Annotated in this window: 18 protein-coding genes; 12 read left to right on the forward strand and 6 right to left on the reverse strand. The window is 54.1% G+C overall.

Annotation, left to right across the window (positions count from 1 at the left end; all coding sequences use genetic code 11):
• Positions 1–57: 57 nt before the first annotated feature.
• Both M9H61_RS15230 and M9H61_RS15235 read right to left on the reverse strand, forming a co-directional pair.
• Entirely contained in the window at positions 58–531 is a 474-nt protein-coding gene (locus M9H61_RS15230) for a hypothetical protein (RefSeq protein WP_250281434.1), read from the reverse strand.
• Positions 532–680: 149 nt separating this feature from the next.
• The gene (locus M9H61_RS15235) at positions 681–2,723 is read right to left on the reverse strand and encodes an ATP-binding protein (RefSeq protein WP_250281436.1); all 2,043 of its coding nucleotides are present in this window, start codon (positions 2,721–2,723) and stop codon (positions 681–683) included.
• Between the two features lie 559 nt (positions 2,724–3,282).
• Here M9H61_RS15235 and lepA point away from each other — a divergent pair.
• From lepA to M9H61_RS15250, 3 genes are all read left to right on the forward strand, one after another.
• On the forward strand, positions 3,283–5,088 hold the full coding sequence (gene lepA, locus M9H61_RS15240) for a translation elongation factor 4 (protein WP_101246506.1): 1,806 nt from the start codon (positions 3,283–3,285) through the stop codon (positions 5,086–5,088).
• 122 nt (positions 5,089–5,210) lie between these two features.
• Positions 5,211–7,109: a P-loop NTPase fold protein gene (locus M9H61_RS15245; RefSeq protein ID WP_250281438.1), complete on the forward strand. Its 1,899-nt coding sequence runs from the start codon at positions 5,211–5,213 to the stop codon at positions 7,107–7,109.
• A 7-nt stretch (positions 7,110–7,116) separates the two neighbouring features.
• On the forward strand, positions 7,117–7,581 hold the full coding sequence (locus tag M9H61_RS15250) for a heme-degrading domain-containing protein (RefSeq protein WP_250281440.1): 465 nt from the start codon (positions 7,117–7,119) through the stop codon (positions 7,579–7,581).
• A 36-nt stretch (positions 7,582–7,617) separates the two neighbouring features.
• Here M9H61_RS15250 and M9H61_RS15255 read toward each other — a convergent pair whose 3' ends face one another.
• Positions 7,618–7,968: a helix-turn-helix domain-containing protein gene (locus M9H61_RS15255; protein WP_250281443.1), complete on the reverse strand. Its 351-nt coding sequence runs from the start codon at positions 7,966–7,968 to the stop codon at positions 7,618–7,620.
• A 105-nt stretch (positions 7,969–8,073) separates the two neighbouring features.
• Here M9H61_RS15255 and M9H61_RS15260 point away from each other — a divergent pair, with 105 nt between their 5' ends.
• The gene (locus tag M9H61_RS15260; protein ID WP_250281445.1) at positions 8,074–8,394 is read left to right on the forward strand and encodes a nuclear transport factor 2 family protein; all 321 of its coding nucleotides are present in this window, start codon (positions 8,074–8,076) and stop codon (positions 8,392–8,394) included.
• A gap of 44 nt (positions 8,395–8,438) precedes the next feature.
• Positions 8,439–9,236 (forward strand): SDR family oxidoreductase, encoded by a 798-nt coding sequence (locus M9H61_RS15265; protein WP_250281447.1) that lies wholly within the window; start codon positions 8,439–8,441, stop codon positions 9,234–9,236.
• An 8-nt stretch (positions 9,237–9,244) separates the two neighbouring features.
• Here M9H61_RS15265 and M9H61_RS15270 read toward each other — a convergent pair whose 3' ends face one another.
• Positions 9,245–9,643, reverse strand: a complete 399-nt coding sequence (locus M9H61_RS15270) for a GFA family protein (protein ID WP_250281450.1) — start codon at positions 9,641–9,643, stop codon at positions 9,245–9,247.
• Between the two features lie 40 nt (positions 9,644–9,683).
• On the reverse strand, positions 9,684–10,706 hold the full coding sequence (locus M9H61_RS15275) for an NAD(P)/FAD-dependent oxidoreductase (RefSeq protein ID WP_170310180.1): 1,023 nt from the start codon (positions 10,704–10,706) through the stop codon (positions 9,684–9,686).
• Between the two features lie 242 nt (positions 10,707–10,948).
• Between M9H61_RS15275 and tsaE the strand changes: the two genes are divergently transcribed.
• From tsaE to M9H61_RS15310, 7 genes are all read left to right on the forward strand, one after another.
• Entirely contained in the window at positions 10,949–11,425 is a 477-nt protein-coding gene (gene tsaE / locus M9H61_RS15280) for a tRNA (adenosine(37)-N6)-threonylcarbamoyltransferase complex ATPase subunit type 1 TsaE (protein ID WP_250281454.1), read from the forward strand.
• A complete protein-coding gene (locus tag M9H61_RS15285; RefSeq protein WP_250281456.1) occupies positions 11,422–12,549 on the forward strand; it encodes an aminoglycoside phosphotransferase family protein in 1,128 nt (375 codons plus the stop codon). The genes tsaE and M9H61_RS15285 overlap by 4 nt, the downstream gene beginning before the upstream one ends.
• Positions 12,546–13,307, forward strand: coding sequence for a nucleotidyltransferase family protein (locus M9H61_RS15290; protein ID WP_250281458.1), 762 nt, complete (start codon positions 12,546–12,548; stop codon positions 13,305–13,307). The genes M9H61_RS15285 and M9H61_RS15290 overlap by 4 nt, the downstream gene beginning before the upstream one ends.
• Positions 13,307–16,507 carry a double-strand break repair protein AddB gene (gene addB / locus M9H61_RS15295; RefSeq protein ID WP_250281461.1) on the forward strand — a complete coding sequence of 1,067 codons (3,201 nt, stop codon included), beginning with the start codon at positions 13,307–13,309 and terminating at the stop codon, positions 16,505–16,507. Before M9H61_RS15290 ends, addB begins: the two co-directional genes overlap by 1 nt.
• Complete coding sequence (gene addA / locus M9H61_RS15300) at positions 16,504–19,968, forward strand: double-strand break repair helicase AddA (protein ID WP_250281462.1); 3,465 nt, start codon at positions 16,504–16,506, stop codon at positions 19,966–19,968. The genes addB and addA overlap by 4 nt, the downstream gene beginning before the upstream one ends.
• A gap of 177 nt (positions 19,969–20,145) precedes the next feature.
• Positions 20,146–20,466, forward strand: a complete 321-nt coding sequence (gene trxA, locus M9H61_RS15305; RefSeq protein WP_101246499.1) for a thioredoxin TrxA — start codon at positions 20,146–20,148, stop codon at positions 20,464–20,466.
• 207 nt (positions 20,467–20,673) lie between these two features.
• Entirely contained in the window at positions 20,674–21,612 is a 939-nt protein-coding gene (locus M9H61_RS15310) for a LysR family transcriptional regulator (RefSeq protein WP_101246498.1), read from the forward strand.
• On the opposite strand, the gene M9H61_RS15315 is transcribed toward M9H61_RS15310, so the two are convergent.
• Positions 21,600–22,976, reverse strand: coding sequence for a lyase family protein (locus M9H61_RS15315; RefSeq protein WP_250281463.1), 1,377 nt, complete (start codon positions 22,974–22,976; stop codon positions 21,600–21,602). The genes M9H61_RS15310 and M9H61_RS15315 overlap by 13 nt on opposite strands.
• Positions 22,977–22,987: the final 11 nt, after the last annotated feature.

Consider the following 22,987-nt stretch of genomic DNA (forward strand, 5'->3'; position numbering starts at 1 on the left):
GCGGCCCGTTTTCTTTTGGAAATTCCGACGGTGTGATAAACGCCTACCGGACAATATTTACCGACCAGGCCGTTTGCGCAGGATGGCATATTCTTCCTCGTCCAGATCAAGCGCAATCAAATCGGGACCGTTGGTATAGACATGCCATTCCATATCGGTGTCGTCGCATTCGATCGTCAACTGATCCATCATGGTGTTCCAGGCGCACCGTTCGCGATCATCGTCGGCTTCAAGGCGGCCTTCGCCATTGTCATAAAGATGCATGACCAAAAGCTGTTCATCTTCATCAATTGAGTAGATGGCATATGTTTCGTTTGCGAAACGGTAATTGATTTCCCGGCCGTCCAATCGTCTCCAGCCACGGGGCAACGGTTCACCCGGTTCATGTTCGGCAAAGAAATAGGCCAGTTTTTGCATGTGGCTGTTATTCATGGTGCGCATGTCCGAGCCACAGGCGCTTATGGTCAATGTACCGAGCATCACAAACAGGATGCCAAGACGGGGGCGGGACGGGGCCGAAAATCTGAACATGCGTCACTCCATTGCCACAACAGGGCAGCTTTTTCCCGGCAGCCCCGATACCCTGATATCAAAGCAATATGCTTGCCATCCGGTGTGAGGTTCTGGCGATGCGACGTATTTCTGGAGCCTTCGGGATGCCCCGGCGGGCAATTTCCCGATCAGTCCGGCCGGTTGACCCGTAATGTAAAGATGATCGTCGTGCCCGGGTCGCTGACCGGACGGCTGGTATCAAGCCAGATACGACCGCCATGCTGTTCCACGATTTTCCGGCATAATGACAAACCCAGTCCCGTCCCGGAAAATTCATCCTTATGAAGGCGCTGGAACAGCCGGAAGATGCGCTGTGCATGTTCGGGATGAATGCCAATCCCGTTATCGCGGATCGAGAACCGCCAGAAATCGCCCATGACCGGGTCCGGTTCGACGGTGATTTCGATATGCGGCGGCACGCCCTGACGGCGGTATTTGATGGCGTTCGACAACAAATTCTGGAACAGCCGCGACAATGCGATCCGGTCGCCCTTGATGATCGGCAAATCGTCATGGGTAATGGTGGCATGTTCCTGACTGATCACGGCTTTCAGGTCGGCCTGTGCTTCGTTCAGAACAAGATTGCAGTCGATTTCGGTGAAATCTTCGCTGGTGCCGGTTTTGGCATATTCAAGCAGATGACTGATCAGCTTGTGCATCCGTTTGGCACCATCAACGGCATAATCGATATATTCGTCGGCTTCCTGATCAAGGGTTCCGCCATAACGGCGTTTAAGCAACTGGGTATAGCTTGCCACCATGCGCAATGGCTGTTGCAGATCATGGGATGCCACATAGGCAAACTGTTCAAGATCCTCGTTGCTGCGCTTAAGTTGATCAAGGGTATCACGCAACTTGTTGGCGTTTTCGACAAACTCAGTCACGTCGCGCGCGCTGGCAAAGATCATACCGTCGATCGGCCGCGTACCGCGCCAGGCCAGCCAGCGCACCTGATTGTGATGGTCACGCACGCGCAGTATGGAATTGCCATCCCCGATCATATGTGCCGGGCCGCGGTCACGAAACGCGGTCATGGCAGATTGCTGATCATCCGGCTCAAAGATCTTGAAGAAATGTTTGCCGATCACTTCGTGCAATTGCAATCCGACAAGCTCTTCGAGTGCCGGACTAAAGCCGCGTAAAATCCCGTCCTGATCAATTGCGATGGATGGTTCGGGCGTGTGGCGCAAATAGGTTTCAAACGGATGGCAAAGTTCCTGATGGCTTGCCGTTTCAAGCAGCAAAACCGAAATGGTTTCGTGATCATCTTCCTGAACGCGTTGCGCCATCAGATAAAAACGCTGCAACTGGCTCCCCGAAACCCGCAGATCGACCATCGCGCCAATCCGCTCGTCGGGCCATTTGTTCTGAATAAGGGGGCCCTGCAATTTGGCCCTTGATGCCGGCGACAGCCGATCAAGAAAATCGGTCATGAACGGGCCAACTGTTTCGTCGGTGGGGCCAAGGATTTCCGGCCAGTTCAATTGCGTGGAAAGCCTGCCATCATTGCTTTCGACCGGCCAGCTGATGACAGCACATCCGCATTCCGAAAGCGTGTTTTCCGTTTCGCTGAAATGCTCCGTCAGGTTGATCGCCCGCAGATGCTGGCGTTTAAGGCGCTGCCAAAGCCAGATCGACAATCCGCACATGATAACCAGTGCCATGACAAACATCAGGGCATGCAGGATGATGGCTTCGCGCCAGCTTTCCATCAGGATGCTGCGCGGCGTATAAGCCACCACAATGCGGTCAAGTTCGAGCAATTTGCTGTATGCCAGAACCATGACCTGCTGACCATGCACGCAAATCAGCGAATCACGATCATTGTTCTGATGGCTGATATAGTCCGCGAGATCACCGATCAGATGCGGCGGGATAAACCCCTTGATCTGATTAAGGTCCTGATCAAGAACACCGACGGTGATGGTGGAATTGTCATTCACGATCTGTTGCAGATCGACATCGTCATGTTGCAACAACATCGACCCCAGCCGGTAGGCCGTTGCTTCAAGCTGGGCGCTGGCATGTTCAACCGCACTGTCATAAAGCGTCTTCTGGATAAAGAAGAACGAAAACAGCAAGACAAACACACCGGTAAGGGTCAGGGCTGCCAGCCTTTTGCGCAATTTTACCAGGCTGCGCCGTGACAGGGACGGCTCGATCGACGTCATGAACATGTTCTTCGCGTATCCCCGGCTGTCCCTGTCAGGAAGGTTGTTGTTTTTACTCTTTAAAACCTATGTTCTTTTCATGCGGTTGAAAAGATGACAAACAGATGAATTCATAGGTACTGCAAAAGAAAAAGCCTTCAACTGTGCCTGTTTGCGTGATCGGGCGATGCTTTGGCACCCGGTTGCGGTGTTCTGTTGATATGGGGTGCGTGTCTGGCATGTGAATTCGTTGGGCCGCAAACACAACACAACGCTTCTAATTGCGGGCAAAAACCCCTATAAACCCGCTGGTGATTGATCCGGAAAATTGAAAATGCGGTTTTCTGACGGATACGACGATCACGCAAGGCGGGTTTTCCTGTTTATGCCAGTCCGGTAACCGGATGTGATCCTACCTTTGAGTCGCCGCCACACAGGCGTGCAGACCGGGATGGATCGCAATGGGAAAGCTTGTTGATTGCGTGGATCGTAACCGTCCGGTTCGGGGGATCACGCCAAATCGAAACACATGTGCCACGCGGCGAAATGCCAGCCAATTTTAGTGCCAGAAGCAGCCAAAATGACTGACCTTAAGAACATTCGTAACTTTTCGATCATTGCGCATATCGACCACGGGAAATCGACCCTGGCCGATCGTCTGATCCAGTTGACCGGTGGCCTGACCGAACGTGAAATGGCCGATCAGGTTCTCGATTCGATGGATATCGAACGTGAACGCGGCATCACGATCAAATCACAGGCCGTGCGTTTGAAATACACCGCCAAGGATGGGCAGGAATATACGCTCAACCTGATGGATACGCCGGGCCACGTGGACTTTGCCTATGAAGTGTCGCGGTCGCTTGCGGCGTGTGAAGGATCGCTTCTGGTGGTGGATGCCGCCCAGGGTGTGGAAGCACAGACCCTTGCCAACGTGTATCAGGCAATTGAAAACAACCACGAAATCGTTCCGGTTTTGAACAAGGTCGATCTTCCGGCTGCCGAGCCCGACCGCGTAAAGGAACAGATCGAAGAAGTCATTGGCATTGATGCATCCGAAGCCGTGATGATTTCGGCCAAGACCGGCATGGGTGTTCCCGACGTGCTTGAAGCACTGGTGCATCGTCTTCCGGCACCGACCGGTGATGCGGATGCCCCGCTTGAAGTCCTTCTGGTGGACAGCTGGTATGACACCTATCTTGGTGTGATGATTCTGGTGCGTGTGAAGGAAGGGACGCTCAAAAAAGGGCAGAAAGTCCGCTTCATGAACGCCAAGGTCACCCATCAGATCGAACGTGTCGGCGTCTTCACGCCAAAACCGCTTGCCCTTGATGAACTGGGCCCGGGTGAAGTCGGCTTTATCAATTGCGGCATGAAAACCGTGGCCGAATGCGAAGTCGGTGACACCATTACCGAAGAAAAGCGCCCCTGCGCCAAACCGCTGGCCGGTTTCAAACCGTCCATCCCGGTTGTGTTCTGTGGCATCTTCCCGGTCGATACCAGCGAATATGAAGTGCTGCGTGATGCGCTTGAAAAGCTGCATCTAAATGACGCATCCTTCCAGTTCGAACCGGAAAACTCGACCGCACTTGGTCTTGGTTTCCGCTGTGGCTTCCTGGGTTTGCTTCATCTCGAAATCATCCAGGAACGTCTGGAACGCGAGTTCGAGCTTGATCTGATCACGACCGCCCCGTCGGTGTCCTACAAGATCACCATGAGCAAGGGCGAAGAAATCCTGCTTCATAACCCGGCAGATTTCCCGGACGTCACCAAGATCAAGGCGATTGAAGAACCGTGGATCAAGGCATCGATCATGGTGCCCGATGATTATCTTGGCGGCATCCTGACCCTGTGTACCGAACGCCGTGGTGTGCAGCTTGACCTGACCTATGTCGGGAACCGTGCGATGGTGGTCTACAAGCTGCCGCTTAACGAAGTGGTGTTTGACTTCTATGACCGCCTGAAATCGATCTCGCGCGGCTATGCAAGCTTCGACTACGAGATCGCCGGCTATGACGAAAGCGATCTGGTCAAGGTGTCGATCCTTGTGAACGAAGAACCGGTCGATGCGCTGGCATTGATGGTGCACCGTTCGGCTGCTGAATATCGTGGCCGCGAGATTTGTAAACGTCTAAAGGACCTTATCCCGCGCCAGATGTTCCGCATCGCCATTCAGGCTGCCATCGGTGGCAAGGTGATTGCCCGTGAAACCGTATCTGCCCTGCGCAAGGACGTGACGGCAAAATGTTACGGCGGTGACGTTTCGCGTAAACGTAAACTTCTGGAAAAACAGAAGGCCGGTAAGAAAAAGATGCGTCAGTTCGGCAAGGTCGAAATTCCGCAATCGGCCTTTATCAATGCGCTCAAGATGGGCGACGATAAATAAGCTGAAATTACGATATCGAAACAAAGGCTGTATCCCGTTATGGGTGCAGCCTTTTTTCGTTGTAGTTGTTTATTGTGTTATGATGAATCTGCCATGTGTTATCCGCATCCAAGGAGGGTGGCGTGTCTACGAAAGATCTTACTGACTATTTAGATCACTATTTATCCACGGATGAGCGGTCTGCTGTTTTGATTACCGGCGCATGGGGGGTTGGTAAGACCCATTTCATTAAGCAATATCTTGAAAAAAGGCATGCCCAGCTGCGCAGTGCGGATCCGTTGATCGAAAGATCTTACTTGTACGTTAGCCTGAATGGTGTTTCGAAGGTTTCAGGGATCAGTGATCAGTTTTTTGCTCAGCTTAACCCTGTGCTGAATTCTACTGCTGCTAGGTTGGTAGGGGCTGCTGGATCAACGGCTCTGCAGGGATACGCGGGAATATCTCTATTTGGCGGTGGTCTCAGTAAGGTGGCGAAAGAATTGCTAGTGCGCGTCAAAAACCAGATTCTGGTTTTTGACGATTTAGAGAGAAGCGAACTTCCTGTAGAGGAAATGATTGGGTACATTAATAATTACGTCGAGCATGATGGATTAAAAGTAATACTCTTGGCGGAAGAAATCTATATTTCTAAAAAGAATGAAAAATATAATGATATTAAAGAGAAAGTTGTTGGTAAGACGATAGAATTTGTTCCAAATGTTAGGGAGGTTGTTTTTTCTATAATAAACTCAATAAAAGAAAATAAATCAAAAGAAGTTCAGTTGGAGTTATTGGGCGATATTTCAAATATTATGTTAAAATCAGGAATTTTAAACTTTAGAAGTTTAAGATCTTTGTTGATGGATTTCGATCGAATTTTTCAACTTCTAGATGAGAAAGTTTGTTCTTCAAAGTCCGCATTAAAGGAAATTTTGTTATATTTTATATCTATTGGTTTGGAGTATCGGGCGAATAATATTTCTGGAAAAGATATAAAAAACATGCCAAGTGGCGCGTATTTTTACAGCTTTAGGTTTCTAAAAAAAGAAGATGAACGGGATTCAGAAGAAGGAATGGGGCTGGAGAATTACTTTAATAAACATGAAATATTTGACTTTAGTAATCCAATATTGTCAGGAGAAATAATTTCAGATTTATTAGATAAAGGAAGGTGTGATCGTGAGGTGTTGAATAATTACTTGCTGATGCATCCTATGGTTGTTGATTCGAAATTTATTCCAGTTTGGCGTAAGCTATGGAGTTTTTATAATTTAAATCGAAAAGAATATGAACTGTGTATTCAGGATCTGTACGCAAGTTTCTTGCAGAAAAATATTAGAAGTCCTGGTCCGCTATTGTTGGCAGCAGGGTCTATGATTGAGATTGAAAAAGCTCAGGGAAACGTTCGAAGTCCCTTCTGCAGTGTATTTAAGTTTTTTGAAAATCATGCCCATAATCTTTTGAAAGCCGGAAAGTTCGAATATGACGACGAAGTTTTTGGGGTGGGTGCTGGTTCAGGCTATGATGGATTGGGTTATAGAAGTGTAGAAAGCCCAGAGTTTAAAGAGATATATAATCTGATTAACTATTCCAATATGCGCGCGCTAAAGCAGAAAATGCGAGATTTCGCAAATATTTACATAGATAAATACCATCAAGATGATAGCAAATATGATTCGCTTTATGAATGCGATTTCAACGCGGAGAAGTTTGGAAACATCGCGTTCTTGCACTTTATTGATCCAAAGGCGTTTGCAGCATTGATGGTCCAAGACGAAAAGGCAGATCGTTTACTGCTTTCTGCACTCGGTCAGCGTTACCAGAATGCACAGGGGCATGAAATTTGTAGTCTTCATCAGGAACGTGAGTGGCTAATTGACCTTTTATACGAAGTTCTATTTTTGGTTGAGGGAGCAAAGCCGCCTCATAAAAATATACTCATGCTTCAGGTGAAGTCGGCTTTCCAGAAATTTTCTCAGTTTCTCGGGTTCTCTCTTGTTTTGCTCAAAGATAAGGGAGGTGAAATTGAAGACGGAAGATGAATTTCTTATGGATATTGTCAACCTGAGGGCTCAAGAAGAAAAGCTGGTCTTTGATCGCTTTGACGAGGATACGGCATGGACCATCGGCTCAAATCTGGTTGCGGTCGCGCGTGCCCAGAATGCGCCTGTGGTGGTTGATATCCGAACCCCTGACCGCACACTGTTTCATGTATCCTTGCCCGGTGCCAAACCGGCCAATGACGCCTGGGCGCGTCGCAAAAGCAACCTGACCTTGCGCGAACATGAAAGTTCAATGCGTTTTGGCATGGCGCTTAAGGCCAAGGGCAAGACGCTGGCCGATCACGGGATTGATTTTGCCGATTTCGCCGATCATGGCGGCAGTTTCCCGATCCGGGTTGCCGGTGTCGGCGTGATTGGTGCGATTACGGTATCTGGACTGGCATCTCACGAAGATCACGGCATGATTGTTGATGTTCTGGCAGCCTATCTGAAAACAGACCCCGGCCTCTGACCCGCGGTGCAGACCCGTTCTGCCAAGGACAAGCTGTCAGCTTTCTGCTTCTGCTTCCGCTGGGGCCGGGCGTGCTTCTGCCCATTTCAAAAGTGCATCCAGTGCCGGGCACAATGATTGTCCCCAGTCGGTCATGCTGTATTCCACCTTGGGCGGGACTTGCGGGTACACCTTGCGCTTTATGATGCCGTCGGCTTCAAGTTGTCGTAATTGCTGCGCCAGCATTTTTTGTGAAATCGCCGGAATAAGACGTTCAAGGTCGGAATAACGCTGTGTCTTGCCACCAAACAGGTGAAACAGGATCACCAGTTTCCATCGACCTTCGAGCATCCGCAGAATGGCCTCGACATCAGATGCCGCACTATCGGGTGTGTATTGTTTCCCCATTTCCTACCTTATGCTCACTAACTTACTTTTAAGTGCGTACTTCACAAAAAGTAAGTTAAGGCAAAATATAGCGGTCTGACAATCATCCAATCAGGAGTCCAGACCATGAAACCGATCCTTCCATCACCGGTCGATCGATATTTTTCCGGAAAGCATGACGGGTCCTTTGATCTGCGGGCGTTTTCCCGTGATGCGGTCGTTCATGACGAAAGCAACACACATCGTGGCCATGCGGAAATCAACGCCTGGCAGGCCGCAGCGCGACAGAAATACGACTTTCACGCCGAACCCCAAGAACTGACCAAAGATGCAGACGACGTCATTGTGCGCGCCAAGGTGTCGGGAAACTTTCCCGGCAGTCCAGTGATGCTTGATTACCGTTTCACGCTTTGTGACGGGCTTATTCACCGTCTTTCAATTTCATAGTCACATCTGCCAACAGTTTTAACGAGTTGATGAAAGCGATGAACATGACCAAGCATCAATCGGGTTTCGACCAAGAATTCGCCGGCAAAACAGTTGTCCTGACCGGCGGAACCCAAGGGGCAGGCAAGGCCATTTACGACCGGCTTAAAACAGCGGGTGCCGACATTTTGACTGCGGGTCGGTCGTCAAAGCCCGATGATCTGGAACACGGGGCATATATACAGGCCGACCTGACCGATCCGGCCGATGTCAAAAGGTTCGGTGAGGCCGCATTATCGCACTTTGGGCATGTGGATATTCTTATTCATGTTGTTGGGGGCTCTACCGCGCCGTCGGGCGGATTTGCGGTCATTGATGATGATATCTGGATGCAGGAATTAAACCTGAACCTGCTTTCTGCTGTCAGGCTGGATCGCATCATCTTGCCCGCAATGATCAGGAACGGGCGGGGCGTTGTTTTGCACACGTCATCTATTCAACGCCAACTGCCACTTCATGACGCAACCACGGCTTATGCCGCGGCCAAGGCGGCTTTGACGACATACAGCAAGTCTGTGTCAAAGGAAGTTGGTCCCAAAGGCATCCGCGTCAACAGCATCGCCCCGGGCTGGATATATACCGATGCGGCCAAGGCGATGGTATCGCGCATCGCAAAGGGCGGAAACATGACCGAAGATGCCGCCAGGCAATCTATTCTTGATGCTTTGGGGGGTATTTCGCTGGGGCGGCCGGCTGTTCCGGATGAAATTGCCGAACTGGTGGCATTTCTGGTGTCACAACGCGCATCGGCCATTCATGGTGCGGAATATACGATCGATTGCGGCACGATCCCGACCGTTTGAATTGAATATCAGTCGATATGGTCGATATCGGGATCAATTCCGGCAAAGCTTTCAAGGGCGTTACGCATCCACAAATGTTTGCGGGCCTTGAACGGGCGTGGATCGTCAAAGCTGCCAAGCCGGATGTCGATGGTGCTGTCATTGACGCCATTCCGCCAGGTGATGCTTGATCCGCATTTCGGGCAAAATCCGCGAAACTTGCCAGGCGAGCTTTCATAATCGGTGGGCTTCCCATCCCACGTCACAGAACCGGTCGCAAAGGTGACAAAGGTCGAAACCCCCGAACCGCTGTCTTTCCGGCACATGTCGCAATGGCAATGATTGCCGCCAACCGGATCACCAGAAGCAACAAAGCGCACCGCGCCACACAGACATCCACCGGAATGGGTTGGATTATGCGTGGTCATGGTGCGCTTTCCTGAAATGGTGGTTTTGGACCGGCTTCGATTATTCGTTGGGAACACCCGTGGTGGTCGAATATTCGAAGTGGAATTCCTTGTCCGGGAACAGATAGGAACGTGCCGCGTGGATTGCGCTGGCACCCTCGGCAAAGCCCGAAAGGATCAGTTTCAGTTTATGTTCGTAGGTCGCGATATCACCGATGGCAAAGATGCCCGGAACCGATGTCTGCATCGTACCCTGGGTTACGCCGATATGGCTTTTATCAAGGTTAAGGCCCCAGTCGGCAATCGGACCAAGTTCCATGGCAAGGCCAAAGAATGGCAGAAGGTGATCGGCTTCGAGTTCGCGCTCTTCGCCCTTAAGCGTCGCGACAACCACATGTGACAGATTGCCGTTTTCACCCTTAAGGCCCTTAAGCTGATAGGGGATGACCATTTCGATCTTGCCGGCTTCTGCCAGTGCCTGAAGCTTTGCACTGCTATCAGGGGCGGCGCGGAATTTCGGGCGACGGTGGACAACCATCACTTTCTCAGCCACGTCATGAAGCGACAATGCCCAGTCAACGGCCGAATCACCGCCACCGGCAATCACAACCTTCTTGCCGGCGAAATCGGCACGACGTTTGACGTAATACTGAACGCCACCGGAACCCTCGTAATCTTCAAGGCCATCCATCGGCGGCTTGTTCGGGCCAAAGGCACCGCAACCAGCGGCAATCACGACCGCACCGGCATCAATCACCGTGCCGGTATTGGTTTCAAGCGTGAAGCGGCCATCGTCGCGTTTTTCAAGTTTGATGACCTGCTGGCCCAGGTGATAGGTCGGTTCGAACGGTTCGGCCTGTTTGGCCAGCTGATCAATAAGGTCCTGACCGGCAATCTGCGGATGGGCCGGGATGTCGAAAATCGGCTTTTCCGGGTAAAGGGCGCTGCACTGGCCGCCAACCATTTCAAGCGCATCAATCACATGGGATTTAAGCCCCAGCATACCGGCTTCGAAAACCGCAAAAAGCCCGACCGGGCCTGCGCCAATAATGGCAATATCAGTGCTGTTTGATGCGTCTGACATACTTATTCCATCCAACTAAAATCAAGTTTGGGCCAGGTCGCGACCTTTGCCCGACGATCTGCGGGAAAACTGTTAGCTGCGAAATAGCATCTGGGGGCATTTATCGCAACGTAAACCGGGCAAATTTGCCATGTGCGGCCTGTTTTGCTGTGCGTGCAATCGTGATTTTGTAAAATCATTGCGAAGGGACGGTCAGTCACCCTACAACAGAACAAACAGATCCCATTCAATGAACGGATATCATGAGCAAGACAGTCACTGTCAGTGATCAAACCGGGACCGAAGCCCTTGCCGCGCGCCTTGCCGCCATCGCCAAGCCGGGTGATGTGATTTTGATGCATGGTACATTGGGCATGGGCAAAAGTGCGTTTTGCCGCGCCTTCATTCGGGCTGTTGCCGATAATCCGCATGAAGAAGTCCCAAGTCCGACCTTCACGCTGGTTCAGATTTACGAACTTGATCGTCTGCCGGTCTGGCACTTTGATCTCTATCGCCTGTCTGATCCCGAAGAAATTCACGAACTCGATATCGAGGACGCCTTTGCCGATGCCGTCAGCCTGATTGAATGGCCAGATCGTCTGGAATATCTGACCCCGGAAAACCGTCTTGATATTCATATCGAACCCGGATCAACCCCCGATGGGCGGGTGTTCATCCTTGAACCAAGCGGGGATGACTGGGTGACACGCATTGATCAGCTGGCAGGGGACGGGGTATGAGCCGCGCGACCCCCGATCAGGAACGCCGCAATTTCGAACGCCAGGATTTTCTGGTGTCGTGTGGCTGGCAAAATGCACAGGTTTCCCCGCTGGTCGATGATGCATCAGCACGGCAATATTTCCGGCTTGAACGTCGTCATGACACAGCCCTTTTGATGGATTTCCCGCCCAGTGCGATCCATGTCGATCCGCATGGCATTTACGATGATCCCGAACGCCCGGCATCGGTTGCCCCGGTCCTTCATACGACGCCGCTGTTTGAACGTGCCGGCTGGCGGGTGCCGCACATCCAGGCGTCCGATGAAAAACGCGGTCTTGTCCTGATCGAGGATTTTGGCGATATCACCTTTACCCGTGCGCTTCAGGCCGGGGCGATGATGGACGGGACAGGCAAGGACGGGCTTTATCTTCGCGCGGTCGAACAACTGATCATTCTGCATCGCTTCTGCGATGCTGGTGGCATGCAAGACAGTGGCCTTGTCCAGTATGGCCCGGATAACTTCCGCAAGATGCTGGCGAGTTTCAAGAATGACTATCTGCCACTGATCATTGACGACGAAGCCAGGCGTGCCGACGCAATTGCCGCATTTGACCGGCTACTGGATGACGTATTGCCGATGTGCTGGCAGGCGGGCGAGGTGATTATTCACCGTGATTATCATGTCGACAACCTGATGCTGGTCGAAAACGGCGATGGCGGCGATGATTGCGGCATCATTGATTTTCAGGATGCCGCAATTGCCACGCGCCCCTATGACCTTGCGTCGCTTTTGCGCGATGTGCGCCATGATATCGGCCCTGATCTTGAAAACCGGATGAAGCAGTTTTATCTGGCGGCCTTTCCGAATGTCAATCATTCCGATTTCGAAACGTCATATGTGGCGACATCGATGGTTCGTAATTTCCGTATTCTTGGCCGGTTTGGCTGGCTTGCCGTCAAGGCCGGGAAAACACGATATTTTGACTATATCCCGCGCTGTTGGGATCTGATCCTGCGCGGGGCGGCTGACCATTTGCCAGCCCTTGAAGACTGGGTCCAAACCCATATCCCCGAACCGGCACGCAAGGCACCCGATCTTGCGACAAATGCGGCCACCACCCCGACCCGAAAGGCGCATCCATGACCAGTAACAATCATCGCGCACAGGCAATTGTACTGGCCGCCGGTCTTGGCAAACGGATGCGCCCGATTACCGATACCATGCCCAAACCGCTGGTGCCGGTGGCAGGCAAGCCGATGCTTGATCATGTGCTTGATAAGCTGGCGGCAGCCGGCTTCGATCAGGCGGTGGTCAATTGCCACTACCTTGGCCAGATGATTGTCGATCATGTTGCAACACGGGCGGCACCGATGGTCGTGACCTCGCCGGAGGTTGACCTTCTGGAAACCGGGGGCGGGGTGAAAAAGGCCCTGCCGTTGCTGGACCGTGAGGCGATCCTGATTGCCAATGCCGATGTCTTCTGGACCGAGGGACGGGAAGCCTTGTTTGATCGCCTGATCAGTGCCTTTGATCCCGACCATATGGATGCACTTTTGGCGATCTATCCGGTGGCGGACGGATATGGCTATGATGGCGCCGGTGATTTCTTCTGGCAGGTTGATGGGCGGTTGAAACGTCGCGGCGATGCGCCAAGCGCGCCTTATTTCTTTACCGGGGTTCAGGTCCTGTCTCCGCGGCTGTTTGAAAATACCCCGGACGGGGCCTTTTCGCTGAACGTCGTTTATGACAAGGCGCTGGCAAAAGGGCGGTGTTACGGGCTTGTCCATGATGGCGGGCATTTTCATATCGGAACCCCCGAAGCCCTTTCGGACTCCGAACCTGTCATTGCCAGGGCGCTTGAAATCGAACGCGACAAACAAGCCACAGCCGGGGGCAAGTAATGGCGGACCTGTTTGATTACATGGACGCACCCGAATATCCCGACGATGGCGCGGACCCGTTTGGCGGTGAAGACGCACTTGCGCAAAACCTGTTCTTTATCCCGCCGGGCGAAGCTTTTGCCGATCTGATTGCCAGGCAACTGATCGCAGAAACTGCTGATCAGCCAGTCGCCTTGCCCGATTACGTGTTGATGGTGCCCAACCGCCGATCGGCCAAGGTGATGCGCGATGCTTTTCTGCGCCAATCGAATGGCGCGGTCACCCTGCTTCCGACCATTCGGCCATTGGGCGAGGCCGACGAAGATGAACTGGCGATCTATGGTGCGGGTGGCGAGCAGGCAGCCCTTGATCTTCCGCCAGCCATTCCGGACCTGCAACGAAAACTGCTTTTGACCCGGTTGATCATGAACCGGCCCGATCACCGCGGTGAAAAACCAACTGCGGATCAGGCCGCCCGTCTTGCCGGGGAACTGGCCCGTTTCCTGGATCAGGTACAGACCGAAAACTGCGCCTTTGATGATCTTGAAGGCTTGGTGCCCGAGGAATTTGCCGAGCATTGGCAACTGACGCTTGAATTCCTGCAAATCCTGACTCTGCATTGGCCGGGTATTCTGGCCTCCCAGGATGTCAGTGACCGGGCGATGCGCCGTAATGCCCTGATCAAGGCGCAAATTGATCTTTGGGATGCCAATCCGCCACAAAACCCGGTTTTGATCGTCGGGTCGACCGGGCCGTTTCCGGCATTGCGTGATCTGATGCGTGCAGTTCTTGGGATGCCCAAGGGGCGCGTGGTTCTGCCCGGTCTGATGAAGGGGCTCAATCACGAAGACTGGGTCGCGATCAATGAGGACGCCACCCATCCCCAGCATTTGCTGGGCAAGACATTGCGCCATATCGGACGTCATGCCGACAGTGTGCTGCCATGGCCCGCACTAGGCGAAGAGTCGGATGCCACCATCGAACGCCGTCGTCTGGCCCGCGAAGCCCTGCGTCCGGCCAAAACCACCCATCACTGGCGGCATATCACGGGCTTTGCGCCCGATGTGCTTGATGGGGTGTTGCGTGTTGACTGTTCGGGTGCTCGGGAAGAGGCAACGACAATCGCATTGATGATGCGCGAGGCCCTTGAACATCCCGGCAAGACCTGTGCGCTGGTTACCCCCGATCGTGGCTTGGCACGCCGTGTTGCAACCGAGCTTCGCCGGTGGGAAGTTGAAATTGATGATTCGGCGGGTATTCCGCTTCATGACACGGCACCTGCCATTTACCTGCGCCTTGTCGTGCGTGCGGTTCAGGAAGAATTCGCACCGGTTCCGTTGCTGGAGCTTCTCAAACATCCGTTATCGGCTGCCGGTTTGTCGCCGGAAACATTCCGTGTTCTGACCCGACTTCTGGAAAAGGAAGTGTTGCGCGGGGCGCGTCCGGGCCCCGGACTGGATGGTTTGCAAACCGCCCTTGATGGTTGGCGTGACGAGGCGATCGAACGCCTGACGGCGAGCGGATCGGACAGGGCCCCGGCCCGGATTGAACGGATACGCGATGATCATGATCGGCTGTCTGATCTGGTGGCCCGCTGTGCGGCCTGCCTTGAAAGTCTGTCGGATCTGAATGCGGAAAAGGCCCTGTCGCCGGTTCATGCCCTGCGTTGTCATATCACCGCAGCCGAGGCATTGGCGGCAAGCGACACCCAATCGGGTGCAGATCGCTTGTGGCGCGGCGAGGCGGGCGAGGCACTGGCCGATTTTGTCCATGAATTGCTGAATGCCCTGGGCGAGTTTGTGCCGATGCCGGGCAATCGTTATGGCGCGTTTCTCGATGCATTGATGGCTGATCGTGCGGTACGCCCGCGTTATGGAAAACATCCGCGTCTGTTTATCTGGGGCACGGTCGAAGCCCAGATGCAGCAGGCTGATCTGACCATTCTGGGGGGACTGAACGAAGGCGTCTGGCCGCCAGAAGCCGGGGCCGACCCGTGGATGAGCCGCCCGATGCGTCGTAATTTCGGTCTTCCGGCCCCCGAACACCGGGTCGGGCAATCGGCCCATGATTTCCAGCAATTGTTTTGTTCGCCAGATGTGGTGATGACCCGCGCATTGCGTATCGAAGGCACGCCGACAGTGCCGTCGCGGTGGTTGTTGCGGATTGAAAACATTCTGCGGAAATCGGGTGTTTCGATGGAAAAACCCGATGCGGCCGACTGGCGTGCCTTGGCCGAAACCCTTGACGAGCCGACCGACGAAATGCGGATCAGGATCGGGCGTCCGGCCCCCAAACCACCGGTATCGGCCCGTCCGCAACGTTTGTCGGTAACCCAGATCGAAACATGGATGCGCGATCCTTATGCGATTTATGCCCGCCATATTCTGGGTTTGCGCAAACTTGACGGGGTTGATGAAGATCCCGGCGCGGCGGATTACGGCAATCTGATCCATGATGCCCTTGATCAATTCATTGCCCGCCATCCCGATCATTTGCCACCCGACGGCGAACAGGAATTGCTGATTATCGGGCGCGAAGTCTTCCGGCCGCTGGCAGCACGCCCGGGGCTTTGGGCATTCTGGTGGCCGCGTTTTGAACGCATTGCCAAATGGTTCATCCAGACCGAAGCCACAAGGCGTGATGCGGTGCGCCGGTCCTATACCGAACAGGCCGGAACCCTCGATACCAGCAGCGGTTTTCAGGTCTATGCCCGGGCTGACCGTATTGATCAGCTTCGTGATGGTGGCATTGCGATCATTGATTATAAAACCGGTGCTCCGCCCAGTCAGGGGGACGTTGCCAACGGCTTTGCCCCGCAATTGCCGCTTGAAGCCGCGATTGCCGAAAAGGGCGGATTTGGGGATGTACCCGCCGGGCCACCGGCCAGCATGGCATTCTGGAAACTTTCGGGCGGTGATCCGGCCGGTGAAATTGTCGAGATTAATACCGCCCGCATGAAAACCACGCCCGCCGCCCTGGCACACGAGGCCGTGGATGGTGTGAATGGTCTGGCCGCGGCCTTCGCCGATCCCGACACGCCGTATCTGAGTGTCCCGCACCCGGATCACGCGCCGAAATATTCCGATTATGTGCATCTGTCGCGCCTGCGCGAATGGATGGGCAGTGAGGATATCGACGCCCAAACGGATGGCCCGGACAATGGTGATGTTAGCGCTAACATCGCTGCGAATCCTGATGCGGGCAAAGGGGAAAAGTCATGACCGAAATGCGCGGTACGGATCCCAATGTCCTGCAACGTAATGCGTCCGATCCCAATGCATCGGTCTGGGTGTCGGCATCGGCGGGTGCAGGCAAAACCAAGGTGCTGTCTGACCGGGTATTGCGGTTGATGCTGTCGGGCACCGAACCCCATCGCATTTTGTGTCTGACCTTTACCAAGGCAGCCGCCGCCGAGATGGCCAACCGTGTCAATGAACGGCTCGGCCGCTGGGCGACGATGGAAGACCGCGACCTTCAGGCTGATCTGGCCAATCTGGCCGGATCGGCGCCCAGTGCCGATGAAACCATCCGTGCGCGTCAGCTCTTTGCCCGTGTTCTTGATGCGCCGGGCGGGATGAAAATCCAGACCATCCACGCATTCTGCCAGTCACTGCTGCGTCGTTTCCCGCTTGAAGCGGGCCTTGCCCCGCATTTCGAAATCATGGATGACCGCACGGCCGCCGAAACCATGGCCGATGTGCAGGAAGAAGTTTTGGCCTTTGCCCGTACGGGGCGCGACGAAGATCTGGCCAAGGCACTTTCCGTTGTCACCGGACAGGTCCGCGAAGGTGCATTTGGCGAAGTCATGGGCGAACTGGCCCGCGAACGTGGCCGTCTTAAACGGATGCTGGCCAATCTGGGTGGGGCCAATCGCATGCGCGATGCGGTTTATAAGGCACTTGGCGTGCCGGTCGGCGTTAACGAGGAAGCCATTCTTGCCAAGGCGCTATCCGATGATGCCTTTGACCGTGACGGATTGATGCGCGGTCTTGCCGCCCTTGAAGCCGGAACCAAAACCGATAAGGCCCGTGTGCCGGCATTGGCGCAATTTTTGGAAAAGACCACGGTCGAAGACCGCTTGGCGGTGTTTAATGATTATCGCAGCGTGTTCTTTACGACCGCTGGTGAACCGCGCGCCAAACTGATCACCAAGGGGGCGGCTGAAAACCACCCGATGGGGGCCGATGCCCTTGAACAGGAATGTGCGCGTCTGATCGAAATTGACCGTCAGCGCAAGGCGGCTGCCATGGCCGGGGCGACATCGGCGCTAATTACCATCGGCAATGCGATGCTTGATCGCTATGCCACCAAAAAGGCGCTGCATGCGCGGCTTGATTACGATGATCTGATCCTGACCAGCTTGCAGCTTTTGCAACGGCAGGCCGGGATTGCCGGTTGGGTGTTGTTCAAACTCGACGAGGGGCTTGACCACGTCCTGATTGACGAGGCGCAGGATACCAACCCCGAACAGTGGGAAGTGGTGCGCATCCTGGCCGAGGAATTCTTTATCGATGCCGGTCGGCATGCCGATAAGCCCCGCACCATCTTTGCCGTTGGGGATGCGAAACAATCGATTTACAGCTTCCAGCGTGCCGACCCGGAAAAGTTTGCCGAAATGCGCCGTTATTTCCGCGAACGGGCAAATGAAATTGCTGCTGACTGGCGCGAAGTGCCGATGAACATTTCCTTCCGTTCTACCGATGCGGTGTTGGGCACGGTGGACCGTGTCTTTGCCGGACCGGTGGCCAAGCAAGGGGTCGGTGATGATGGTGCGGATGTCGCCCATAGTCCGTTTCGCGTCGGGCAGGCAGGCCGCATTGAACTTTGGCCTGCGGTCGAGCCACAGGAACGTGCCCCCGAAGACCCGTGGACACCACCGACCCGGATTGTGCGTCTTGAAGACCCGGAAATCCGTCTGGCACGGGTGATTGCCGGGCGCATTCGCCATGCAATCGATGCAAAGGAAATCCTGACATCCCGCGGCCGTCCGGTGCGCGCCGGTGATTTCATGATCCTTGTGCGCCGTCGTACCGCGTTCGTTGACGAAGTCGTCAAGGCACTGAAAGAACGCAATGTTCCGGTCGCCGGTGTTGACCGTATGCAGATCACCGATCAGCTTGCGGTGATGGATCTTGTGGCATTCGGGCGGTTCCTGTTGATGCCCGAAGATGACCTGACACTGGCCGAGGTGCTTAAAAGCCCGTTGATCGGCTTGAATGATGACCAGTTGTTTGAAATTGCCCATAACCGCCCAAGAACGCTTTGGCATGCCTTGCGTGAAAAGGCAGGGGCGGTGGATGACGGATCGATCTTTGCCCGTGCCTATGCGTTTTTGTTCAAATGGCTGGGCCGGGTTGATTACGAACGGCCGTTTGAACTTTATGCCGAATTGCTGGGCGGGCGCGGTGACGATGCGCGCGGTGTTCGGGCCCGTCTGGTCGGGCGGCTCGGGATCGAGGCCAATGATCCGATTGACGAATTCCTGAACCTTGCCATGGGTTATGAGGCCGATCACGCCCCGACCTTGCAGGGTTTCCTGCACTGGCTGATGGCCGGGGATGCCGAAATCAAGCGTGACCTTGAACAAAGCGGCCGCGATGAAGTTCGCATCATGACCGTACACGGGGCCAAGGGCCTTCAGGCACCGATCGTGTTTCTGCCCGATACCATGCAGGTACCGACCCAAGCCCCCAACCTGTTCTGGCAGGAAGATAAAAACCTGATGTTTTGGTTGCCGCGCGTGGCACTGGAAACCGATGTGGTGTCGCGTCTGCGCGATGCCATCGCCGTGAAGCGCGATCAGGAATATAACCGGCTGCTGTATGTTGCCCTGACCCGTGCCGAAGACCGGCTTTACATTTGCGGTTGGCAAGGGCGGCGCAAGGCGCCTGAACATTGCTGGTACAATCTGTGCCAACAGGCGATGGAAGGTTATGCCAAACCGGCCCAGATTGATCTTGGTGCCTATTCCGGTTCCGGCTGGTCGGGTGAAGGATGGATTTGGGAAACCGATCAGTCCGAACAACCCAAACCCGACCGGGTTGAAACCGGTACGGCAACTCGACAAACTGCCGCGCGCAGCCTTATTCGGGCGGTCGCACCACAAGAATCCTTCCCGCCCAAACCATTGGCCCCCAGTCGGCCGCTCGAAGAAGAACCAGCCGTTCAATCGCCCTTGGGCGGGGATCAGGGGCAAAGCTTCAAGCGCGGCATTTTGATTCACAAGCTTCTGGAACTGTTGCCTGATCTGCCCGCAGATATGCGTCGCGGGGCGGCGGAACGCTTCCTGGCACAGCCTGTTCACGCGCTTGAACCGGATCAGCAGGCGGAAATTGCCGATGAAACCATCGCCATTTTCAATAATCCCGATTTTGCCCCGGTCTTTGCACCGGGATCACGGGCCGAGGTGCCCTTGGTCGGTACTGTTGGCGGCGATGTGGTTTCGGCCCAGATTGACCGTCTGGTCGTGCGCGATGACGATGTCATGATCGTTGATTACAAGACCAACCGCCCGCCGCCACGTGATGTTGAAGGCACGCCAAAGGCATACCGTCGACAGATGTCGATTTACCGGGCGGCCCTTGCGCAAATGTATCCGGGCAAAAAGGTCCGTTGTTTCATTTTGTGGACCAACGGGCCATGGATGGTGGAGCTTCCCGACCATATTCTGACATTTGGCTGATCGGGATAAAAGGGGCCTTGGCCGACTCTGCAAAACACGGGGTTTGGCGTGGGTGACATGGCCGCTAGTCGCCCAATGAGCTTGACGTTTGCGTCAGTGCTGCCTACCTTGGCCTCATACAGCGGATCGAGGTTAACGGGGAAACCCTTTGCCTCGTAACAACTAGGATCTGAAAGTATGACCACGATTAAAGTCTCCGACGGTTCGTTCGATTCCGACGTTCTGGGTTCCAACGACCCGGTTCTGGTCGATTTCTGGGCTGAGTGGTGCGGTCCGTGTAAGCAGATTGCGCCTTACCTCGATGAAATTGCCGGTGAACTGGGCGGCAAGCTCAAGATCGCCAAGGTAAATATCGACGAAAACCCGAACACCCCGGCGAAATACGGTGTTCGTGGCATCCCGACCCTGATGATCTTCAAGGGCGGCGAAGTTGCGGCAATGAAAGTTGGCGCCCTTCCGAAAAGCGCACTTGTTGACTGGATCAACCAGTCGATCTGATCTTCGGGTCAAAGAATTCAAAGAGGCGGGCCAATCTGGCCCGCCTTTTTTCATGGCATGATGATTTGTACGACAAAGATCAATGCTGTTTCGTGCGCAGCCCCATGACCCCGGGAACGGCCGCGTACCGTGCTTTTGTCTTTCGGGATTTGGGGTATCCGGTCTAAAAGTAAGGGCCATTCACCCCGGAACTGTTGCGGACTTCCCATGAACCTCAAAGCGCTACGCCTATTTCGTTTGACAGTCTTGCAAGGGACCCTGTCGGGAGCAGCGGCAAGCGCAAATCTTAGCCAGTCTTCGGCAAGCCGGATGATTGCGACCCTTGAGGCGGAACTCAAAATCAAGCTGTTTGAGCGGATCAACCAGCGCCTTGTCCTGACAGCAGAAGGCGAACGCTTTTTTCAGGAAGCCGAGCATATCCTTAACGGGGTAGAGGAAATTCCGAAAATTGCCCGCGACATTCGTGCCGAAATTGATGAAACCCTGCGGATCATTACGGTCGGGCCGATCGGGGCGTCACTTTTGCCGCCGGTCATAGATATCCTGCGTGACGAAAATCCCGGTTTGAAATGCAAGATCGATATCGGAACCCGTTCTGACGTCGAAAGCCAGGTCGGGTCGCGGCGCTATAATCTTGGATTGCTGTCGCTGCCGGTCAAAAACAACGTGGTCGAACTCGGAATCGAACCGATTCTTGAGGCCCGCACACAGGTTTTATTGCCGATTTCCCATCCGCTGGCGGCACTTGATATTGTCCCGGCAGAAGCCTTTGCCGATGAACCGTTTGTATCCTTGCGCGCCAATCAGATCTGGCGACAGCGCCTTGATCGTGTGTTTGAAAGCATCGGAAAGCTCCCCAATATCAGCCTTGAAATCGGATCGAGCCTTCTGGTGCCGAAATTCGTCGAAAGCGGCTATGGGCTTGGCGTGATGGATATGATCAACAGCGCATTCAGTGATTCAACCAAGACCGTTCTGCGCCCGATCGCACCGGAATTCTGGTTGCCTTATGCCTGCGTCATGCCGCCAGCCGGCCGCAACCGGTTGGCGATGCATTTCGTGGAATTGTTAAGACAGTATGTGACCCGCCGATGCGAAGATGATCCGGTCTATGGTCAGGCTGTGCGCCCGGTTCAGATGTCCTGACCAGACAGTTTTCTGGCATGTTTGGCGACCATTTCGGCGCTTTCTGCACCTGCATTTGCAAGTTTTGCTGCAATTTCGGCACTGCATCCGGTGTAGGTTGCAGGATCAAGCAGACCGGCGAGCGCGGTCTTGTCCTTGAAATGGCTGGAAACTTCCTTTTCCTGCCACAGGGCATCGGCAAAACTGATGGCATCACGTTCCGAGACAACAATCGCATGATGGACGACGTCATGTGCGTTCTGACGTCCGGTTGATTTTGCCAGTTCCAGCATGATTTTTTCCGACATCAATGGTGCCGGATTGATCATCAAATTGCGATACATGGCGGCTTTGTCGCATTCAAGATGGGTCAAAAGCGTCTCAAGACGGGTGACAACGCCGTACGCCGATACGCCCGCCGCATCAAGCAGGTCATAAAGCCGGAAATTGAATGCCGCATCGCCTTCGTGGCTAGGGCGGCATGCTTCAAGTGCCGGGGCGACCATGTTGCGCAAATGTGCACTTTCGGCAAGCAAGGCGACGACATATTTCGGATTGGTCTTGTGGGGCATCGTGCTGCTGCCAACCACATTTTCGCTTTGTCTTTCAAAAACTTCGCCAAATTCATTGGCCATAAGGGTGTAAAGCTCATTACCCATGCGTTCGCAGGCAACGGCCAGCAAACCCAACACCGCGACATATTCGCCAAGCCCGTCATTGGTAGCACGGGAATGCACCGCTGATACTTCCAGTCCCAAAATGTTGGCCAGTTTCGCAGACAATGCAAACCCGTCCGGGCCATAGCTGTGCATGGCACCGCTTGCCCCGCCGAATGTCAGAACAAAGGTCCGCTTTTCGACTTCGATCAGTCGTTCGACACAGCGTTGAAATTCATCAATCCAACCTGCAACCTTGTATCCGAATGTGATGGGCAGGGCCTGACGACGGTTGGTACGCGAAATTGTCGGCCAGTCGGCTGTTTTGCGGGCCAGACCCGATAACAGGGTCAAACAACGGCCAAGACGCTCCAGCGTCAGGGTATGGGCCTTGCGCAACTGTAACATCTTGCCGGTAATGATGATGTTCTGGGTGGTTGCGCCCCAATGCACATATCCGCCGGCATCGCCGTCACAGCGTACGGCCATTGCACGGACGATTGCCATAACCGGTGACATGCTTTGGGTGATTTCGGCCTCAAGCGCATCAAGGTCATAATCCTCAATGCGCATATGGCGCCGAATTTCAGTGGAAGCGGCAAGGGGGATCATGCCTGTTTCCCCCTGTGCCTGTGCAAGTGCCCCTTCTACCATTAGCCATGATTGCCAGGTTGCCTGCTTTGAAAACAGGCCCTTGGTGTCATTTGGCAATGTGGTCAGCTTGGTCATTTTGTTTACTC

The organism is Thalassospira sp. GO-4, assembly GCF_023588965.1.
Lineage (GTDB): Bacteria > Pseudomonadota > Alphaproteobacteria > Rhodospirillales > Thalassospiraceae > Thalassospira > Thalassospira povalilytica.

Coding starts and splice junctions, on each gene's coding strand:
- M9H61_RS15230 (WP_250281434.1), bottom strand. CDS start 531: ATGTTCAGATTTTCGGCCCCGTCCCGCCCCCGTCTTGGCATCCTGTTT.
- M9H61_RS15235 (WP_250281436.1), bottom strand. CDS start 2,723: ATGACGTCGATCGAGCCGTCCCTGTCACGGCGCAGCCTGGTAAAATTG.
- lepA (WP_101246506.1), top strand. CDS start 3,283: ATGACTGACCTTAAGAACATTCGTAACTTTTCGATCATTGCGCATATC.
- M9H61_RS15250 (WP_250281440.1), top strand. CDS start 7,117: ATGGATATTGTCAACCTGAGGGCTCAAGAAGAAAAGCTGGTCTTTGAT.
- M9H61_RS15255 (WP_250281443.1), bottom strand. CDS start 7,968: ATGGGGAAACAATACACACCCGATAGTGCGGCATCTGATGTCGAGGCC.
- M9H61_RS15260 (WP_250281445.1), top strand. CDS start 8,074: ATGAAACCGATCCTTCCATCACCGGTCGATCGATATTTTTCCGGAAAG.
- M9H61_RS15265 (WP_250281447.1), top strand. CDS start 8,439: ATGACCAAGCATCAATCGGGTTTCGACCAAGAATTCGCCGGCAAAACA.
- M9H61_RS15270 (WP_250281450.1), bottom strand. CDS start 9,643: ATGACCACGCATAATCCAACCCATTCCGGTGGATGTCTGTGTGGCGCG.
- M9H61_RS15275 (WP_170310180.1), bottom strand. CDS start 10,706: ATGTCAGACGCATCAAACAGCACTGATATTGCCATTATTGGCGCAGGC.
- tsaE (WP_250281454.1), top strand. CDS start 10,949: ATGAGCAAGACAGTCACTGTCAGTGATCAAACCGGGACCGAAGCCCTT.
- M9H61_RS15285 (WP_250281456.1), top strand. CDS start 11,422: ATGAGCCGCGCGACCCCCGATCAGGAACGCCGCAATTTCGAACGCCAG.
- M9H61_RS15290 (WP_250281458.1), top strand. CDS start 12,546: ATGACCAGTAACAATCATCGCGCACAGGCAATTGTACTGGCCGCCGGT.
- addB (WP_250281461.1), top strand. CDS start 13,307: ATGGCGGACCTGTTTGATTACATGGACGCACCCGAATATCCCGACGAT.
- addA (WP_250281462.1), top strand. CDS start 16,504: ATGACCGAAATGCGCGGTACGGATCCCAATGTCCTGCAACGTAATGCG.
- trxA (WP_101246499.1), top strand. CDS start 20,146: ATGACCACGATTAAAGTCTCCGACGGTTCGTTCGATTCCGACGTTCTG.
- M9H61_RS15310 (WP_101246498.1), top strand. CDS start 20,674: ATGAACCTCAAAGCGCTACGCCTATTTCGTTTGACAGTCTTGCAAGGG.
- M9H61_RS15315 (WP_250281463.1), bottom strand. CDS start 22,976: ATGACCAAGCTGACCACATTGCCAAATGACACCAAGGGCCTGTTTTCA.